This is a genomic window from Pseudomonas sp. JR33AA (genome assembly GCF_021378985.1).
Lineage (GTDB): Bacteria > Pseudomonadota > Gammaproteobacteria > Pseudomonadales > Pseudomonadaceae > Aquipseudomonas > Aquipseudomonas alloputida.
Genome location: NZ_JAJSAW010000020.1, coordinates 19,230 through 36,457, shown reverse-complemented (window position 1 = coordinate 36,457; position 17,228 = coordinate 19,230). Strand labels below are relative to the sequence as shown.

At 63.8% G+C, this 17,228-nt stretch carries 16 protein-coding genes; 12 read left to right on the top strand and 4 right to left on the bottom strand.

Annotated elements, in window-relative coordinates; genetic code table 11:
- Positions 1-40: 40 nt before the first annotated feature.
- The 4 genes from LVS58_RS22385 to LVS58_RS22370 are packed head-to-tail and all read left to right on the top strand — an operon-like array spanning position 41 to position 5,155.
- Positions 41-523 carry a formate dehydrogenase subunit gamma gene (locus tag LVS58_RS22385; protein ID WP_233692856.1) on the top strand — a complete coding sequence of 161 codons (483 nt, stop codon included), beginning with the start codon at positions 41-43 and terminating at the stop codon, positions 521-523.
- The gene (locus LVS58_RS22380; protein ID WP_233692855.1) at positions 517-2,076 is read left to right on the top strand and encodes a formate dehydrogenase beta subunit; all 1,560 of its coding nucleotides are present in this window, start codon (positions 517-519) and stop codon (positions 2,074-2,076) included. The genes LVS58_RS22385 and LVS58_RS22380 overlap by 7 nt, the downstream gene beginning before the upstream one ends.
- Positions 2,073-4,955, top strand: a complete 2,883-nt coding sequence (fdhF, locus tag LVS58_RS22375) for a formate dehydrogenase subunit alpha (protein ID WP_233692854.1) — start codon at positions 2,073-2,075, stop codon at positions 4,953-4,955. The genes LVS58_RS22380 and fdhF overlap by 4 nt, the downstream gene beginning before the upstream one ends.
- Entirely contained in the window at positions 4,952-5,155 is a 204-nt protein-coding gene (locus LVS58_RS22370; RefSeq protein ID WP_233692853.1) for a formate dehydrogenase subunit delta, read from the top strand. The genes fdhF and LVS58_RS22370 overlap by 4 nt, the downstream gene beginning before the upstream one ends.
- 113 nt (positions 5,156-5,268) lie before the next feature.
- On the opposite strand, the gene LVS58_RS22365 is transcribed toward LVS58_RS22370, so the two are convergent.
- Entirely contained in the window at positions 5,269-6,132 is an 864-nt protein-coding gene (locus LVS58_RS22365) for a universal stress protein (RefSeq protein ID WP_233692852.1), read from the bottom strand.
- 154 nt (positions 6,133-6,286) lie between these two features.
- On the opposite strand from LVS58_RS22365, the gene LVS58_RS22360 reads away from it, so the two are divergent.
- Positions 6,287-6,904 carry a tRNA-(ms[2]io[6]A)-hydroxylase gene (locus tag LVS58_RS22360; protein ID WP_003248869.1) on the top strand — a complete coding sequence of 206 codons (618 nt, stop codon included), beginning with the start codon at positions 6,287-6,289 and terminating at the stop codon, positions 6,902-6,904.
- 22 nt (positions 6,905-6,926) lie between these two features.
- On the opposite strand, the gene LVS58_RS22355 is transcribed toward LVS58_RS22360, so the two are convergent.
- Complete coding sequence (locus LVS58_RS22355) at positions 6,927-7,247, bottom strand: DUF883 family protein (RefSeq protein ID WP_233692851.1); 321 nt, start codon at positions 7,245-7,247, stop codon at positions 6,927-6,929.
- A gap of 129 nt (positions 7,248-7,376) precedes the next feature.
- Between LVS58_RS22355 and LVS58_RS22350 the strand changes: the two genes are divergently transcribed.
- Complete coding sequence (locus LVS58_RS22350; RefSeq protein ID WP_233692850.1) at positions 7,377-7,640, top strand: hypothetical protein; 264 nt, start codon at positions 7,377-7,379, stop codon at positions 7,638-7,640.
- 16 nt (positions 7,641-7,656) lie between these two features.
- On the opposite strand, the gene LVS58_RS22345 is transcribed toward LVS58_RS22350, so the two are convergent.
- Positions 7,657-8,139 (bottom strand): LEA type 2 family protein, encoded by a 483-nt coding sequence (locus tag LVS58_RS22345; RefSeq protein ID WP_233692849.1) that lies wholly within the window; start codon positions 8,137-8,139, stop codon positions 7,657-7,659.
- 131 nt (positions 8,140-8,270) lie between these two features.
- Here LVS58_RS22345 and LVS58_RS22340 point away from each other — a divergent pair, with 131 nt between their 5' ends.
- Together LVS58_RS22340 and LVS58_RS22335 are read left to right on the top strand one after the other, a co-directional pair.
- Positions 8,271-9,395: a sigma-70 family RNA polymerase sigma factor gene (locus LVS58_RS22340; RefSeq protein WP_233692848.1), complete on the top strand. Its 1,125-nt coding sequence runs from the start codon at positions 8,271-8,273 to the stop codon at positions 9,393-9,395.
- Between the two features lie 167 nt (positions 9,396-9,562).
- Positions 9,563-11,989: a TonB-dependent receptor gene (locus LVS58_RS22335; RefSeq protein WP_233692894.1), complete on the top strand. Its 2,427-nt coding sequence runs from the start codon at positions 9,563-9,565 to the stop codon at positions 11,987-11,989.
- Positions 11,990-12,518: 529 nt separating this feature from the next.
- Here the strand turns inward: LVS58_RS22335 and LVS58_RS22330 are convergent.
- Positions 12,519-13,409: a LysR family transcriptional regulator gene (locus LVS58_RS22330; protein ID WP_233692847.1), complete on the bottom strand. Its 891-nt coding sequence runs from the start codon at positions 13,407-13,409 to the stop codon at positions 12,519-12,521.
- Positions 13,410-13,511: 102 nt separating this feature from the next.
- Here LVS58_RS22330 and LVS58_RS22325 point away from each other — a divergent pair, with 102 nt between their 5' ends.
- The 4 genes from LVS58_RS22325 (at position 13,512) to LVS58_RS22310 (ending at position 17,222) form a co-directional block, all read left to right on the top strand.
- Positions 13,512-14,591, top strand: a complete 1,080-nt coding sequence (locus LVS58_RS22325) for an extracellular solute-binding protein (RefSeq protein ID WP_233692846.1) — start codon at positions 13,512-13,514, stop codon at positions 14,589-14,591.
- Positions 14,592-14,616: 25 nt separating this feature from the next.
- The gene (gene speB, locus LVS58_RS22320) at positions 14,617-15,582 is read left to right on the top strand and encodes an agmatinase (protein ID WP_233692845.1); all 966 of its coding nucleotides are present in this window, start codon (positions 14,617-14,619) and stop codon (positions 15,580-15,582) included.
- Positions 15,583-15,736: 154 nt separating this feature from the next.
- Positions 15,737-16,054, top strand: a complete 318-nt coding sequence (locus LVS58_RS22315; RefSeq protein ID WP_233692844.1) for a hypothetical protein — start codon at positions 15,737-15,739, stop codon at positions 16,052-16,054.
- A 22-nt stretch (positions 16,055-16,076) separates the two neighbouring features.
- Positions 16,077-17,222 carry a PQQ-dependent sugar dehydrogenase gene (locus LVS58_RS22310; RefSeq protein ID WP_233692843.1) on the top strand — a complete coding sequence of 382 codons (1,146 nt, stop codon included), beginning with the start codon at positions 16,077-16,079 and terminating at the stop codon, positions 17,220-17,222.
- The last annotated feature ends 6 nt before the right edge of the window (positions 17,223-17,228 follow it).

Below are 17,228 nucleotides of genomic sequence, written 5' to 3'. Positions count from 1 at the left end.
GAAAAAAACAGGCAGGGTCCGTGATGCCGAGGTCCGCTGTATGCCTGATGAATTGCTCCACCTGCCTGTAATCCAGCGCATTCTGGCCCGCGACAAGGACACCCCCGGTGCCCTGTTACCGATCCTGCATGCCGTCCAGCACGAGATGGGTTACATCCCCGACGCTGCTGTTCCCGAAATCGCCCATGCCCTCAACCTCAGCCTGGCTGAAGTGCGTGGGGTTATCAGTTTTTATCACGACTTCCGCACCGCGCCGCCCGCCCGTCACACCCTGCGCCTGTGCCGTGCCGAGTCGTGCCAAAGCCGTGGCGCCGAAGCCCTGGCCGCGCAATTGCGTGAACAGTTGGCACTGGACGACCACGGTACCAGCGCCGATGGGTCCATCAGCCTGCGCCCGGTGTACTGCCTGGGTGCCTGTGCCTGCTCGCCAGCGCTGGAGCTGGACGGCCAGGTGCATGCGCGCCTTACCCCTGAGCGCCTGCGGGACTTGGTCAACGGTTGCCGGGAGGGCTCAGCATGCTGAAGCTGTACATTCCCTGTGATTCGGTAGCCCGTGCCGTGGGTGCCGACCAGGTTGCCGATGCCCTGCTGCTTGAGGCCGAGCGCCGCCAGTTGCCGCTGGACATCCAGCGCACCAGCTCGCGCGGGCTTTACTGGCTGGAGCCGCTGATCGAGTGCGACAGTGCGCAGGGGCGCCTGGGTTTCGGTCCGATTACGCCAGACGATGTGCCGTCACTGCTTGATGCTTTGGCGGGCGAACCCGGTGGCCACTCGTTGGCACTGGGGCCGGTCGAAGAAATACCCTATCTCAAGACCCAGCAACGCCTGCTGTTCGCTCGCGCTGGCATCACCCGCCCATTGTCACTGGACGACTATCGTGCCCATGGCGGTTTCGCAGGCCTTGAGGCCGCCGTGGCGCTGGACGGTGCCGAAGTGGTTGCCGCAGTGCTCGATTCTGGCCTGCGTGGCCGTGGTGGTGCGGCGTTCCCGGCCGGCATCAAGTGGCGCACCGTGCGTGATGCTGGCGCTGGGCAGAAGTACGTGGTGTGCAACGCCGACGAGGGTGACTCGGGCACGTTCGCTGACCGCATGCTGATGGAGGGCGATCCCTTCCTGCTGATCGAGGGCATGATCATTGCCGGTCTAGCCGTGGGGGCCGACAAGGGCTACGTCTATGTGCGTTCGGAGTATCCCGACGCCATTCGGGTACTTGACCAGGCCTTCGCCATCGCGCGTGACGCTGGCTACCTCGGTACTGACGTAGCCGGCAGCGGCCAGGCGTTCGACCTGGAAGTGCGGGTGGGCGCCGGCGCGTATATTTGCGGCGAAGAAACTGCGCTGCTCGAATCGATCGAAGGCAAGCGTGGCATCGTCCGCGCCAAGCCACCGCTGCCTGCGCTGCAAGGGCTGTTCGGCCTGCCGACGCTGGTGCACAACGTGCTTACGCTGGCTTCGGTGCCCATCATTCTGGCCAAGGGTGCAGCATTTTATCGCGATTTCGGCATGGGCCGCTCGCTGGGCACCATGCCGTTCCAGCTGGCCGGCAACATTCGCCAGGGTGGCCTGGTAGAGCGCGCGTTCGGCCTGACCCTGCGCGAGCTGGTGGAAGGCTATGGCGGTGGCACGGCCAGTGGCCGGCCGCTGAAGGCCGCACAGGTCGGTGGCCCGCTGGGTGCCTGGGTCCCCCCCAGCCATTTCGACACCCCACTGGACTATGAAGCGTTTGCTGCTGTAGGCGCGATGCTCGGCCACGGCGGTGTGGTGGTGGCCGACGATACGTTGAACATGGCCAGCATGGCGCGTTTCGCCCTGCAGTTCTGTGCCGAAGAGTCCTGCGGCAAGTGCACCCCGTGCCGCATCGGTTCCACCCGGGGCATGGAAGTGGTCGACCGGCTGATCGCCAGCAGCGACATCACCGAGCGCCACGACCAGGCGCTGTTGCTGCGCGACCTGTGTGACACCCTGCAGTATGGTTCGCTGTGCGCCATGGGCGGTATGACTGCCTATCCGGTGGCCAGCGCGCTGAAGTACTTCCCTGCCGATTTTGGGCTGACCACCACGGAGGCCGCACAGTGATCAATTTCTTTGACCCCGCTTCTGATAAAAGCAGCGACCTCGGCACCCCGGCCCGTGAAAGCGACGTGCAGGTCAACCTGAGCATCGACGGCCGCGCCATCAGCGTGCCTGCTGGCACCTCGGTCATGCGCGCCGCTGCCATGCTGGGCACCAGCATCCCCAAACTGTGCGCCACCGACAGCCTCGAAGCCTTCGGCTCCTGCCGCATGTGCATGGTGGAAATCGAAGGCATGCGTGGCTACCCGGCGTCCTGCACCACGCCAGTCACTGAAGGCATGGTAGTGCGCACCGAAACCCCGCGCCTGGCCGGCCTGCGCCGCAACGTGATGGAGCTGTACATTTCCGACCACCCGCTGGACTGCCTGACCTGTTCGGCCAACGGCAACTGCGAGCTGCAAACCGTGGCCGGCCAGGTGGGCCTGCGTGAGGTGCGCTACGGCTATGACGGCGCCAACCACCTGGACGAGAAAAAAGACGTTTCCAACCCGTATTTCGACTACGAGCCTAGCAAGTGCATCGTCTGCAGCCGCTGTGTGCGTGCCTGCGAGGACATCCAGGGGACGTTCGCCCTGACCATTACCGGGCGCGGTTTCGAATCGCGGGTGGCGGCTGCGGGGGGCGAAAACTTCCTGGCTTCCGAATGCGTGTCGTGCGGCGCCTGCGTGCAGGCTTGTCCGACCGCGACCCTGACGGAAAAGAGCCTGGTGCAGCTTGGCCAGCCTGAGCGTTCGGTCATTACTACCTGCGCCTACTGCGGCGTTGGCTGCTCGTTCCGCGCCGAAATCAAGGGCGACCAGCTGGTGCGCATGGTTCCGGACAAGAACGGTGGCGCCAACCATGGCCACGCGTGCGTCAAGGGCCGATTTGCCTGGGGCTACGCCACCCACCCGGACCGCATCACCAAACCGATGATCCGCAAGCGCCTGGAAGACCCGTGGCAGGAAGTCAGCTGGGACGAGGCCGTGACCTATGCCGCCAGCGAGTTCCGCCGCATCCAGCTCAAATACGGGCGCGACTCCATTGGCGGCATCACCTCCAGCCGTTGTACCAACGAAGAAGCCTACCTGGTGCAGAAACTGGTGCGCACGGCGTTTGGTAACAACAACGTCGACACCTGTGCACGGGTGTGCCATTCGCCCACCGGCTATGGCCTGAAGCAGACCCTGGGTGAGTCGGCCGGCACGCAAAGCTTCGACTCGGTGATGCAGGCCGACGTTGTGCTGGTGATCGGCGCCAACCCCACCGACGCCCACCCAGTGTTCGGCTCGCAACTCAAGCGCCGCCTGCGCCAGGGGGCGCGGCTGATCGTGATCGACCCGCGGCGCATCGACCTGGTCGACTCGCCGCACGCCCGCGCTGACCTGCACCTGCAACTGCGCCCAGGCACCAACGTGGCCATGCTCAACGCCCTGGCCCACGTGATCGTCACCGAGGGCCTGCTGGCCCAGCGCTTCATCGATGCCCGCTGCGAAACCGAAGACTTTGCCCGTTGGCGCGACTTCGTCAGCCTGTCAGAAAACGCCCCCGAGGTGCTCGGCCCGGTTTGTGGCGTGCCACCTGAGCAGATCCGCGCCGCGGCCCGGCTGTATGCCACCGGCGGCAACGCGGCCATCTACTACGGCCTGGGTGTGACCGAGCACAGCCAAGGCAGCACCGCAGTGATGGGCATTGCCAACCTGGCCATGGCCACCGGCAACATCGGCCGTGAAGGGGTAGGGGTGAACCCGCTGCGCGGGCAGAACAACGTGCAGGGCTCGTGCGACATGGGCTCGTTCCCCCACGAGCTGCCCGGCTACCGGCATGTCTCCAACGAGGGCGTGCGCGCCGAGTTCGAACAGGCCTGGGGCGTGACCTTGCAGCCCGACCCGGGTCTGCGCATTCCCAACATGTTCGAAGCGGCGCTCGATGGCAGCTTCAAGGCGCTGTACTGCCAGGGTGAGGACATCGCCCAGAGCGACCCCAACACCCAGCACGTCACGGCGGCCTTGCTTGCCATGGAGTGCGTGGTGGTGCAGGACATCTTCCTCAACGAAACTGCCAAGTTCGCCCATGTGTTCCTGCCGGGCAGTTCGTTCCTGGAAAAGGACGGCACCTTCACCAACGCCGAGCGGCGTATTTCGCGGGTGCGCAAGGTCATGGAGCCGCTGGCCGGCAAGGCCGACTGGGAAGCTACCGTGGCCCTGGCCAATGCCCTGGGCTACCCGATGAACTACCGCCATCCTTCCGAGATCATGGACGAGATCGCCCGCCTGACGCCGACCTTCCGTCGTGTCAGCTACGCTGAAATCGACCGCCACGGCAGCCTGCAGTGGCCGTGCAACGACGCCGCGCCAGATGGCACGCCGACCATGCACATCGACCAGTTCGTGCGTGGCAAGGGGCGCTTCATGCTCACCGGCTACGTGCCCACCGACGAAAAGGTCAACAACCGCTACCCGTTGCTGCTGACTACCGGCCGTATCCTCAGCCAGTACAACGTGGGCGCGCAGACCCGGCGCACTGCCAACGTTGCCTGGCATGATGCCGACCGCCTGGAGATCCACCCGACCGACGCGGAAAGCCGTGGCATCCAAGACGGTGACTGGGTCGGTATCGGCAGCCGCGCCGGGCAGACTGTGCTGCGTGCCAAGGTCAGTGCGCGGGTGGCGCCGGGGGTGGTGTACACCACCTTCCACTTCCCGGAGTCGGGGGCCAACGTGATCACCACTGACAACTCCGACTGGGCCACCAACTGTCCCGAATACAAGGTGACGGCAGTGGAAGTAGTGAAAGTGTTCCAGCCATCGCAATGGCAAAAGCGCTACCAGGACTTCAGTGATGAACAGCAGCGGCTGCTGAAACAGCGCCGCAGTGCGGAGAAAGCCGAGGTTCGCCGATGAGCAGCGAAAACCTGGTCAAGATGGCCAACCAGATTGCCCATTACTTCGACAGCGAGCCCGATCGGGCGCTGGCGGTGCAAGGGGTGCGGCAACATATGAAGAGCTTCTGGACGCCGGCGATGCTGCGGCAGTTGGCGCAGTGGAGCGAGGCCCACGGGGGGGAGGGGCTTGACCCGAAGGTGCGGGAGGCGTTGGTCTAGATTCCCGGGCGGCAACGGAACCTTGGGGCGGGTTTGCCGGCGAATGTGGCGTTGAAATCAATGACGCATTCGCGGGCGAACCCGCTCCTACAAGGGGCCTGCATATTGCCTAATCAGCCACGGGCCAGCTCCGCCAGGTGGGCGATGGCCTCTTCGCTCTTGAGCACCAGCACATCGCCCTCCAGTGCATCCAGCACCACTTCCGAGGTATTGCCAATCAACGCCCCGGAAATCCCCGTGCGGCACACCGTGCCCATCACCGTCACCACGGCATCGAGCTTCTGTTCGGTATGTGGGATCAACACATCCGCCGGCCCTTCGGCCACATGCAGGCATGCTTCGCTGATGCCGTATTCGGCCTGGAACGCGCTGCACGCTTCACGGTAGCGCTTTTCGATCGTATCGCTCAGCTGGTACGTCGGGTCCGACGCGGACAGCATCGGCGACGGGTGGGCACTGATGACATGCAGTTCGCCCTTGGCCAGTTTGGCAATCTCGAAGCCGTGGTCGATGATGCTGGCATGCAGGCGGCGGTGGTCTTCGTCCTGGTTGCCCACGTCCACCGCCGCCAGAATCTTGCCCCCGGTCCATGGCCGATCGCTTTTGACCATCAGCACCGCACTTGGGCATTGGCGCAGCAGCTTCCAGTCGCTGGGGGTGAGCAGGGCCTTTTTCAGCGGGTTGTCCGGGCGGTGTTCCTTGATCACCAGTTCGCAGCCTTCGGCCTGCTGTACATGGATGATGGTGTCGTGCAGGCTGTCGCGCCAGCTCTCTTCGTGGGTGACATTGTCGTAGCCGTCGTCATGCAACTGGCTGCTCAGCAGGCTGAGCAGCGCACTGTGATCATGCCGCTTGTCGCACATCAGCAAGTGCAGGCGTGCGCCCGTGACGCCTGCGATCAGCTTGGCGCGCGTAAGCGCCCGGCTGTGGGCGTGCGCGGGATCGAGGACGACGAGGATGCTGCGGACGGCTTGCATGGGCGTTAACTCCCTTCGATGATGGCGACCAATGCCTGACTATAGTCGGCGCTTCCCCCTCCAGCGCTTGATGTACATCAAGCATAGTCACTGGCGTCGCCAGCCGCCGCCGGTATAATCGCCGGCCCTGCCTGTTCTGTGTGGTTGCACGCTTATGTCCCTGATCCCCGAAATCGACGCCTTTCTTGGCTGCCCGACGCCAGACGCCTGGATCGAAGCGGCGCTCGCCGACCAGGAAACCCTGCTGATCGACCACAAGAACTGCGAGTTCAAGGCCGCCAGCACGGCCTTGAGCCTGATCGCCAAGTACAACACTCACCTTGATCTGATCAACATGATGTCGCGCCTGGCCCGCGAGGAACTGGTGCATCACGAACAGGTGTTACGCCTCATGAAGCGTCGCGGTGTGCCGCTGCGCCCGGTGTCGGCGGGGCGTTACGCGTCGGGATTGCGCCGGCTGGTGCGCGCCCACGAGCCGGTCAAGCTGGTGGATACACTGGTGGTGGGGGCGTTCATCGAGGCACGCAGTTGCGAACGGTTTGCTGCGCTGGTGCCACATCTGGATGAAGAGCTGGGCCGCTTCTACCACGGGTTGCTGAAAAGCGAAGCGCGCCACTACCAGGGCTACCTGAAACTGGCGCACAACTACGGTGATGAGGCGGACATCGCCCGCCGCGTCGAGCTGGTACGCGCTGCGGAAATGGAGCTGATCCAGTCGCCAGACCAGGAGCTGCGCTTCCACAGCGGCATCCCGCAGGCTTTGGCCGCCTGATGGGCACCAGGCGGCGCAGGCCTTAGCTGCGCCGACCCAGTAGCAGGCCGACCGCCAGCCCGAGGCCGGCGGAAATGGCCACGGTCTGCCAGGGGTGGCCGCCGATGTAGTCCTGGGTGGCCTCCACCATCGGTTGCGCCTTGCTGCGCACGTTGCTCGCCGCCTGGCGTGCCTGGCGCAGCTTCAGGCTCACCTGGGCGCGCAACGTCTCTGCTTCTTCCCCGACCAGCGCGGCACTGTCGTTCAGCAGTTTTTCCGATTCTTCTATCAGCGATTGCAGTTCGCTGAATACCTGGTCCTTGATCTGATCGCTGTCCGCCAGCGTGGTGTTTTTTCGGGCCATGAACTCGTCCTCGTCAATGGGGTGGTGTGAACAATGGATGCCGCCACGTCGGGAAAGTTGCGGCGGCTTTCCGGTGATGGGTTGCCTGGGTGTAAGATAGCGGCCATTTTCAAACCTGCAGGTACCTTCATGAGTTTCAATCTGGCCAACATGAGCTTCGAGGAACGGGCGCAGATCGAGGCAGAGAAGGCCCGGTTGTTCGAGATGTGGCAGAACAACCTGGGCAAAGCCAAGGCCGAAGCCGCCCGGCTGATTGCCGAAAAGCCACGGCGCAAGGGCAAATGGGCCGAGTGGGTGCGCGCCGAACTGGACGGCATGACGCCGCCGGAATACGCCAGCATGGTGCGCAGCGAAGTCAACAAGCTGATGGCCGCAGCCAGCGCCAACCGCTGAGCACACCGCCCGGCGCTTACCAGTAGGTGCCCTTGGGCAGGTCCAGCTTGCCTTCGTCGGTAAAGCGCACGGTCCCCAGCGGCCCGCCGGCCAGTTTGCCGCGCAGTTTGTAGGGTAGACCCTGCAGCGAATCTACCTTGCCCAGCCCATAGGCCTGGCGCAGGAAGGAAAACGCAGTGATGCTCACCGGCACCACGATCACCGCTTCGTCGTAACGGCCAATGTGCCCCTGCTGGTCACTGACCCCAGCGGCCAGCGGCTGGCCGTTCACTTCCAGGTTCAAGGCGATGCCGTTGTAATCGATCGGCGCCTCATTGGGGTTTTGCACCCGCATTTTTACCGCCATGCGCAGTTCCAGCTCCTGCCCGGGCAGTGGTTCGATGCCGATCACGCTGATGTTCACCGGGTCGCGTGGCTGGAACAGCGCACAGGCCGGCAGGCCACAGGCCATCAGCAGGACCAGGCACAAGCGGGTGTATCGGTACAGACGTGCAGTCATAGGCTGTGACCTTGCCGGAGTGGAGCTGGCAGTGTGGCAAATGCGCGTCGACGTTGAAAGTGTCGGTTCATATGAAAGATACTGTTTCTCATTAACGCCCGATAACCTCTCTTACTGGCTGTTCCCAAATCATGCTGACTTCACCCATGTCGGGCCTGCTGGCAAGTTTCCAGGAGCACTACGACGACCTGCTGCAGTTTCTGACGCGGCGCATGAGCGACCGTCAGCGCGCGGCCGATGTGGCGCAGGAAACCTACCTGAAGCTGGTGAACATCGACGAGCAGGCGGTGCCGGTGTTGCACGCGCGCAGTTTCATCTTCCGCGTGGCCGGCAACCTGGCGATTGACGCCTTGCGCCGTGAGCAACGCATCGCCGCCAGCCACGACGACAGCGACGGAGCCTGTGAGGTGGCCTGCCCGGCGCCGGCACCCGAGGCGGCGTTGCTGGCCCGCGAGCGCTTGCAGATTCTTGACCAGGCGCTGTTGCAGTTGCCCGACAATGCCCGCCAGGCGCTGTTGCTCAACCGGGTCGAGGGCCTGACCCAGAAGCAGGTTGCTCAACGCCTGGGGGTTTCCGAGAGCATGGTGGCAAAGTACATCGGCCAGGCCTTGCGCCATTGCCGCGGCCGGCTGAAGCAGGCGGGTGTGGCGGCATCGGTGGTGTTGCTGGTGGCCGCCGTGACGGGGTGGCAGCAAGCCCCGAGGCTGCTGGCCGATTACCACACCGCCGTGGGTGAACGGCAGGTCATTACCCTGACAGATGGCACACGGGTGACGCTGAACAGCGCCAGTGCCTTGAGCGTGGTGTTCAGCGAGCATGAGCGGCGTGTGGTGCTCGATGCGGGTGAGGCCCTGTTCGAGACCGCCGATGATGCACGTCCGTTTGTGGTCGATACGGCCGGTGCGCCGGTGCAGGGCAATGCCGCCACCTTCAGCGTGCACCGCGATGGCCGCGTGGTGTTGGCACGCGGTGAAGCCAAGGTGGGTGAACATGAACTGGCGGTGGCGGCCGATGCCGGCACGCAGATGGCCTGGCAGCGTGGCAAGCTGATCTTCAACGGCAAGCCACTGGGGCAGGTGCTGACAGAGCTTGAGCGATACAGGCATGGGCGCATTGTGTTGTCCGACAGCAAGCTGGCTGCGATGGAGGTGAGCGGGGTGTTTGACCTGGATGAGCCGGAGGCCCTGTTGCGGACGTTGGAGCAACGGTATGGCCTGAAGGTGACCTACCTGCCGTGGTTGGCCGTGGTGCATTGATCCGCCTGTGCCAGCCTCTTGGCGGGCTTGCCCGCGAAGAGGCCGGACAGAAACAAAAATATTTTTCATTTGCCGGTGCAAGTTCCTGCAAGCCAGATCGTCGTAGTGAGACTGATCAGCAACCCATTCTCATTTACGACTTGTCAGGAAGCTCATTCGTGCCTCTGATGCTCAAGCCCTTGCACCGCCGTCGCGGTCCTCTTCACCATGCCTTGATGTCCTGCAGTGCCCTGGCCATGTTGGTCGGTCCCCTGCACGCAGGGGCCGCGACCACTGCCGAAAAGCCCCAGATGCAGGCCCGTCAGGTGCAGCTCGACCTGCCAGCCCAGCCGCTGGATCAGGCGCTGACCACCTTCGCCGACCAAGCCGGCCTGCACGTGCTGTACACCACAGGCGATGTCGCCGGCCAGGTCAGCCCCGCGTTGCAGGGCAACTACAGTGTCGAGCAGGCCCTGCAGCAGTTGCTGGCCGGCAGCGGCATGAGCTGGCAATTCACTGAGGCTCGCACCGTCACCCTGCGCAAGGCCGATGCCGCGCCGCAGGCGGTCAACCTCAAGCCGATCGAAGTCAGCGTAGCCTCGCGCACCAGCACCGCAATCAGCGAAATCCCTGGGACCGTCTGGGTAGTGGACCAGCAGCAATTGCGCGAGCAGATCGACAGCGGCGTCAGCCTGAAGGAAGCCATCGGCAAGCTGGTGCCGGGCCTTGACCTGGCGCCGGAAGGGCGCACCAATTACGGCCAGAACATGCGTGGGCGCAACGTGCTGGTGATGATCGACGGGGTCAGCCAGAACAGCTCACGTGGCCTGTCCCGCCAGTTCGACAGCATTTCGCCGTTCAATGTCCAGCGCGTCGAAGTGCTGTCTGGGGCCAGCGCCATCTACGGCGGTGGCGCCACCGGTGGCATCATCAACATCGTGACCAAGAAGGGCGAGCCTGGCCCGGCGCGCTTCGAGACCCAGTTGGGGGCCAGCAGCGGTTTCAACAACAGCGACGACCTGGCCACCCGCTTCGCCCAGTCGGTCAGCGGCGGCAACGAGCGGGTCAATGCCCGGCTGGGTGTTTCCGGTGAGCAGAACGAAGCCTTCTACGATGGTGCTGGCGATCAGATCTTCATCGACAACACCCAGACCGACCTGCAGTACAATCGCACCATCGACGTACTCGGTACCCTGGGCTTGCAGCTGAACGACCAGCAGAGCCTCGACCTATTGGCCCAGTACTACGACTCGGGCAACCACGGCAGCACGGGTATCTACTTCCCCAACCTGAACTACAACGCGCCATCGGACCTGGAAGACGCCGAGCTGCGAAGCGGTTATTCATCGGACCTGGAGCCGCGTACGCGGCGCCTGCTGCTAAACGCCAATTACCACCACACCGACGTGCTGGGCCAGGACTTCTACCTGCAGGCCTCGTACCGCAAGGAAGACGACAACTTCTACCCGTTCCCGTACTACAACCGTGCCACGCCCACCGGCTCGCGCGGGGTGTACTTTGCTGCCTCGCAGCAGAACTTCGAGGTTACCAGCCTCAAGGGCCTGTTTGCCAAGCAGTGGGACACGCTGAAGCTGACCTACGGCGTTGACCTGGACCGTGAGCGCTTCAACGCCGAGCAGACCACCTTCAATGCCCAGACCTCGTCCGAATCGGGTGGCCTTGAGTTGGAAAAAGACAGCAAGGCCGCACGCTACCCCAGCTACCGGGTGGATGGCGTGTCGGTGTATGGCCAGCTGGACTGGCATGCCACCGATAACCTGACGTTGTCCGGTGGCGCCCGGCGCCAGCAGATGGACGTGGATGTCAGCGACTTCAAGGGCGTGCCTGGCGGCAGTAACGACTATCAGGTCAACCTGTTCAACGTCGGTGCTATCTACGACTTCAAGAACGGTCACCAGGTGTGGAGCAACTATGGCGAAGGCTTTGACCTGCCTGACCCAGCCAAGTACTACGGCAAGCCGGGCCTGAGCGTGGCCGATAACCCGTTGGCCGGTATCAAGAGCCGCCAGGTGGAAGTGGGCTGGCGCTATGCGGACCTGGATTGGGATGCACAGGCAGCGCTGTACTACATCTGGTCGGACAAGATCATCAACGTCGATTCGCAAACGCTGACCATCGATGTGCAAGAGCAGAAAAGCCGCGACTTCGGCTTTGAAGGTGCAATGACCCGGCAGTTCCAGACCGGCTGGGAAACCGGCGGCACATTGCACCTGACACGCTCCGAGGAAGAGGCCGAGGACGGCGGCTGGATCAAGCGCGACGCCCGTTATGCCTCGCTGTCCAAGGCCACCGCGTTCGTCGGCTGGAAGGGTGATGGCCGCAGTGCCCGGTTGCAGGCCAACCATGCCTTCAGCCTGAAGGACGACGCCGATCACGAGATTGACGGCTACACCACATTCGACCTGCTGGGCAGCCAAGACACCGGTTTTGGCACCTTCAGCGCCGGTATTCAGAACCTGCTGGACAAGCAGTACAGCACGGTATGGGGACAGCGTGCGACGTTGTTCTATTCGCCGACTTACGGGCCGGCGTATCTGTATGACTACCAGGGGCGTGGGCGTACTTACACGCTGACCTGGAGCATGGCTTACTGATTGTGGTTGCCTGAACGGGCCCTTTCGCGGGTAAACCTGCTCCTACACGGCGGTGAGCTGCCCAACCACCGATGCGTGTCCACCCTCGATCAGGCGTAGGAGCGGGTTTACCCGCGAATACGGTAGCGGCGTCAACGGTGAACGCCTGGTGGAGATTGGCCAGCAGGGCCGGCCTCTTCGCGGGTAAACCCGCTCCTACACGGCGGCCTGTGCCCAACCACCGATGCGTGTCCACCCTTGATCAGGCGTAGGAGCGGGTTTACCCGCGAATACGGTAGTGGCGTCAACGGTGAACGCCTGGTGGAGATTGGCCAGCAGGGCCGGCCTCTTCGCGGGTGAACCCGCTCCTACGCGGCGGCCTGTGCCCAACCACCGATGCGTGTCCACCCCCAATCAGGCGTAGGAGCGGGTTTACCCGCGAATACGGTAGCGGCGTCAACGGTGAACGCCTGGTGGAGATTGGCCAGCAGGGCCGGCCCTTTCGCGGGTGAACCCGCTCCTACGAAGGTTTACCCGCGAAGGGGCCGGTTCAGGCAAACGCCGCCCGCAAATCCTGCGCAAATACACCGGCTGCCTCGCCAACCCCCTGTGCCCGGTGCCGGGCCAGGGTGAACGGCACTTCAAAATCAAGCTCAGGGTCCAGCGCCCATAACAACCCCTCGGCCTCCCAGGCCTGTGCACAGTGGCAGGGCAAGTAGCCAATGTGCCGCCCCGACAGAATGAACGTCAGCACGCTTTCGATCTGCTCCGCCACTGCCGTGCTGCGTCTGCTCTGGAATGGCTCGCTCCCTTTGAGAAAACGGTACGGATGGCGCACCTGGTCCATGTCCCGCAACGGCTCAAGCCCAACCTGCGTCTCGCCATACAGCACATGCCCCTTGCCGCAATACAGCCGCTGGCGCTCCGTGAACAAGGGCTGGTAATCAAAGGCCGCCTGGTTGCCGGAAAAGTAGCTGATGGCATAGTCCAGTCGCTGCTCCAGCAACAGCCGTTCCAGCTCCGCCGGCGGTGCACTGACAAGCTCCAGTTGCACCGATTCCTCTCGCCTGCGAAATGCCGCAATGGCCGCCGCCAGTTTCAGGCTCACCGCCTTGTCCTGGTTTTCCGCCATGCCTATGCGCACAGTTCCCAGCAGCCGCCCGCCAACGCCGTTGGCCTGCTGGCGAAACTGCTCGATGTTCAGCAGCAGCCCACGCGCCGCGTCCAATAGCAATTCACCTTTTTCCGTCAGGCGAAAACCACCCTTGCCGCGGCTGCACAGGCGGTAACCCAAACGTGCCTCCAGTTGCGCCATGCGCTGGCTGATGGTGGGCTGGCTCACGCCTAGCACGCCTTGAGCGGCGCTGAAGCCACCCGCCTCGACTACAGTGACGAACAGCCGCAGCAGGTGCAGGTCGGGGTCGTGCACTTGTCCAAGCATTACATTGATCCTGATGAATGTCAGCTTTGCAAACTTGCCATTGGTGCAATGTAACCCGGCTGGCATGCTCGCGGCATCCACCCATTCACCGAGGTGTCTGCCATGCGTCGATCGTTGTGCCTTTTGTCTCTGGTGCTGGCCCTGCCGCTGCAGGCCGAAGAAAAGGTCGTCAACCTCTACAGCTGGGCCGATTACGTCGCCCCGCAAACCCTGCAGCGCTTCGAACAGGAAACCGGCTACAAGGTGCGTTACGACACCTTTGACACCCCCGAGGTGCTGGAAACCAAGCTGTTGACCGGTGGTAGCGGCTACGACGTTGTGGTGCCGTCATCCACCGTGCTGGCTCGGGCGCTCAAGGCCAATGCCCTGCAACCGCTGGACGCTCAGGCCATGCCTGGCTACGGCAACCTCGACAAGGACCTGCTGGGCAAACTGGCCGAGGTTGACCCCGGCAACCGCCATGCGGTGCCGTACACCTGGGGCACGCTGGGCCTGGGGGTTAATGTGGAGGCAGTACGCCAGCGCCTTGGCGATGTACCGCTGGACAGCCTCGACCTGTTGTTCAAGCCTGAGTACGCCACCCGCCTGAAAGGTTGCGGCATCGCTATGCCTGACTCGCCCCAGGAAGTGATCGGCGTAGCCCTGAACTACCTGGGCAAGGACCCTTACAGCCAGAACAAGGATGACCTGGCTGCCGCGCAGAACCTGCTGAGCCAATTGCAGCCGTCGATCAGCTACGTTGCCAACGGCCGGCAGATCAACGACCTGGCCAATGGCAGCGTGTGCCTGGCGCTGACCTACAACGGTGATGCAGCGATGGCCGCCGACCAGGCCCGCCGTGCCGGCAAGCCATTCGAGGTGATTTACCGCATCCCCCGCGAAGGTACGCTGGTCTGGCAGGACAACCTGGTCATCCCCAGGGACGCCCCGCACCCCGAGGCCGCACGGGCGTTCATCGCCTTCATGCTCAAGCCAGAGTCGGTGGCAGCGTTGACCAACACGCTGTTCTTCGCCAATGCCAACCAGGCTGCCACGCCGCTGGTGGACGAAGCGGTGCGCAACGACCCGGATATCTATCCGTCGGCCGAGGTGCGTCAGCGCCTGTATGCCGACCGCAGCATGGCCCTGGCCGACCTGCGCCAACGCAACCGCCTGTGGACCGCCTTCCGCAGCCGGCAATAGCCCATGACAATCAAGGAGCCCGACCGTGGACCAAGCCGCAAGCAATGACCAGGCCATGACCCGCGATAGCCTGTATGGTGCCGCCGCAGAAAGCACCTACGCCGGTGTCGTCAGTTTTTCCCGCCGCCGCTACAGCCGCGACTTGCGCGGTGTGGATGTGGTGGTCAGCGGTGTGCCGTTCGACACGGCCACCAGTAACCGCCCCGGCGCGCGCTTCGGCCCGCGGGCGATCCGTGCTGCCTCGGTCCAGCAGGCCTGGGCCCGCCACTGGCCGTGGGCGTTCGACCCGTTCGACCACCTGGCGGTGATCGACTATGGCGACTGCCCCTTCGACAGCGGCACGCCGCAGTCGGTACCGGACAGCATCGAGGCCCATGCCGAGCACATCCTGCAGGCGGGTTGCGCCATGCTCACCCTCGGTGGCGACCACTTCATCAGCTACCCGCTGCTCAAGGCTCACGCCCGCCGCCATGGCCCGCTCGCGCTGATTCATTTCGATGCGCACAGTGACACCTGGCCGGACGAGGCGGGCAAGCGCATCGACCATGGCACCATGTTCTGGCATGCCGCCCGCGAAGGCCTGGTTGACCCGGCCCACTCGGTGCAGATTGGCCTGCGCACGACCAATGACGACAGCCAGGGCTTTGCCATTCTCGACGCCAGGCAAGTGCACCGTCAGGGCACAGAGGCGGTGATTGCAGCGATTCGCCAGCGGGTGGGCGAGCGGCCGGTGTACCTGACCTTCGACATCGACTGCCTCGACCCGGCCTACGCGCCCGGTACCGGAACGCCGGTGTGTGGCGGGCTGAGCACGGTGCAGGCGCTGGAGATTCTGGGTGGGCTGCGTGGCATCAATCTGGTAGGCATGGACCTGGTGGAGGTGGCGCCAGCCTATGACCATGCCGATATCACCGCGTTGGCCGGGGCAACCCTGGCCATGGAGATGCTGTGCCTCTATGCGGCGCGGCATATGGTGGATAACGACCGGTAGATTTTGCGGCCATTGGAGGGGGAAGCAGCCCTCCGCGGCCCATACTGAAACATCAGGAATCAACTCCACCCGCATTCACACTTTTGCCGCGAACCCCTCGCGCCTTAGGCTATCAAACCCACCAGGCGCGGCATTTTCGTACAGGAGGTGAAGCATGACCCCGACATTGCCCATCCTGGCCCTCAGCCTGGCTTTGTGCCTGCCCGCGCACGCAGCCGCACAGCAGCCAGTGCAGCTGGCTGCCGGCAACAACAACCCTTACAACAGCCCGATCCAGCGGGCCAACCCCAACAGCCGTCAAGGCAGCATGCCGGCTACGCCACCGGTACGTGGCCCATCCACCGACCCGTACCAGCGCCCACCCACCCTGGACAACCGCGGCATTGGCAATGGCGACAACCTGCGCCGCCAGCAGCAAACCCCGAACCTGGAACCCACCCGGCCACCGCGCGACAACCCACGTGCGCCCTAAGCCCACTTGAAAGGAATTCGGCATGCTTCGAGCACCCTGGCTAGTCACCCTGACCGCCGCCGCGCTACTGCCACTGTGGGCGTATGCGGCGGCCGAACAGCGGTCTCCCAGCGAAGAAGGTACCTTGATCGTCGACACGCTTGCTGATGGCCTGCGCAACCCCTGGGCCCTGGTCTTCCTTCCCGGTGGCAAGGACATGCTGGTGACTGAGCGCGCCGGCAATCTGCGGCTGGTCAATGCCGAAGGCAAGGTCGGCCCGCCGATCAGCGGTGTACCCAAGGTCTGGGCCGAAGGCCAGGGCGGCTTGCTGGATGTGGCGCTTTCACCGGAGTTCGGCAAGGACCGCACCGTTTACTTGTCCTACGCCGAGCAGGGCAGTGACGGCAAGGCCGGTACTGCGGTCGGCCGCGGGCAGCTGTCCGAAGACCGCGCCCGGTTGGAGGATTTCACTGTGATCTTCCGCCAGCAGCCCAAGCTGTCGGTGGGTAACCACTTTGGCTCGCGGCTGGTGTTCGACCGAGACGGCTACCTGTTCATCGCCCTGGGCGAGAACAACCAACGCCCCACTGCTCAGGACCTGGACAAGTTGCAAGGCAAGGTCGTGCGTATTCTGCCGGACGGCGAAGTGCCCAAGGATAACCCCTTCGTCGGCAAGGACAACGTGCGCCCGGAGATCTGGTCGTACGGCCACCGTAATCAGCAAGGCGCCGCGCTCAACCCTTGGACCGGCCAGCTTTGGACCCACGAACACGGCCCGCGCGGCGGTGATGAAATCAACATCCCAAAGCCTGGCAAGAACTATGGCTGGCCGATTGCGACCCACGGCATCAACTACTCGCTGCTGCCAATCCCCGAGGCCAAGGGCAAGCATGTGGACGGCATGGTCGACCCACACCATGTATGGGAAAAATCACCGGGTATCAGCGGCATGGCGTTCTACGACAGCCCAACGTTCAAGGCCTGGGACCACAATCTGTTCATCGGTGCACTGGCCACGCAGGAGTTGATCCGCTTGCAACTGGAGGGCGACAAGGTGGTGCATGAAGAGCGGTTGCTCGGTGACCTGAAGGCGCGTATCCGTGATGTGCGGGTGGGGCCGGATGGTTACCTGTATGTACTGACCGATGACAAGGACGGCGCGCTACTCAAGGTCGGCCTGGCCCACTGACGCGCG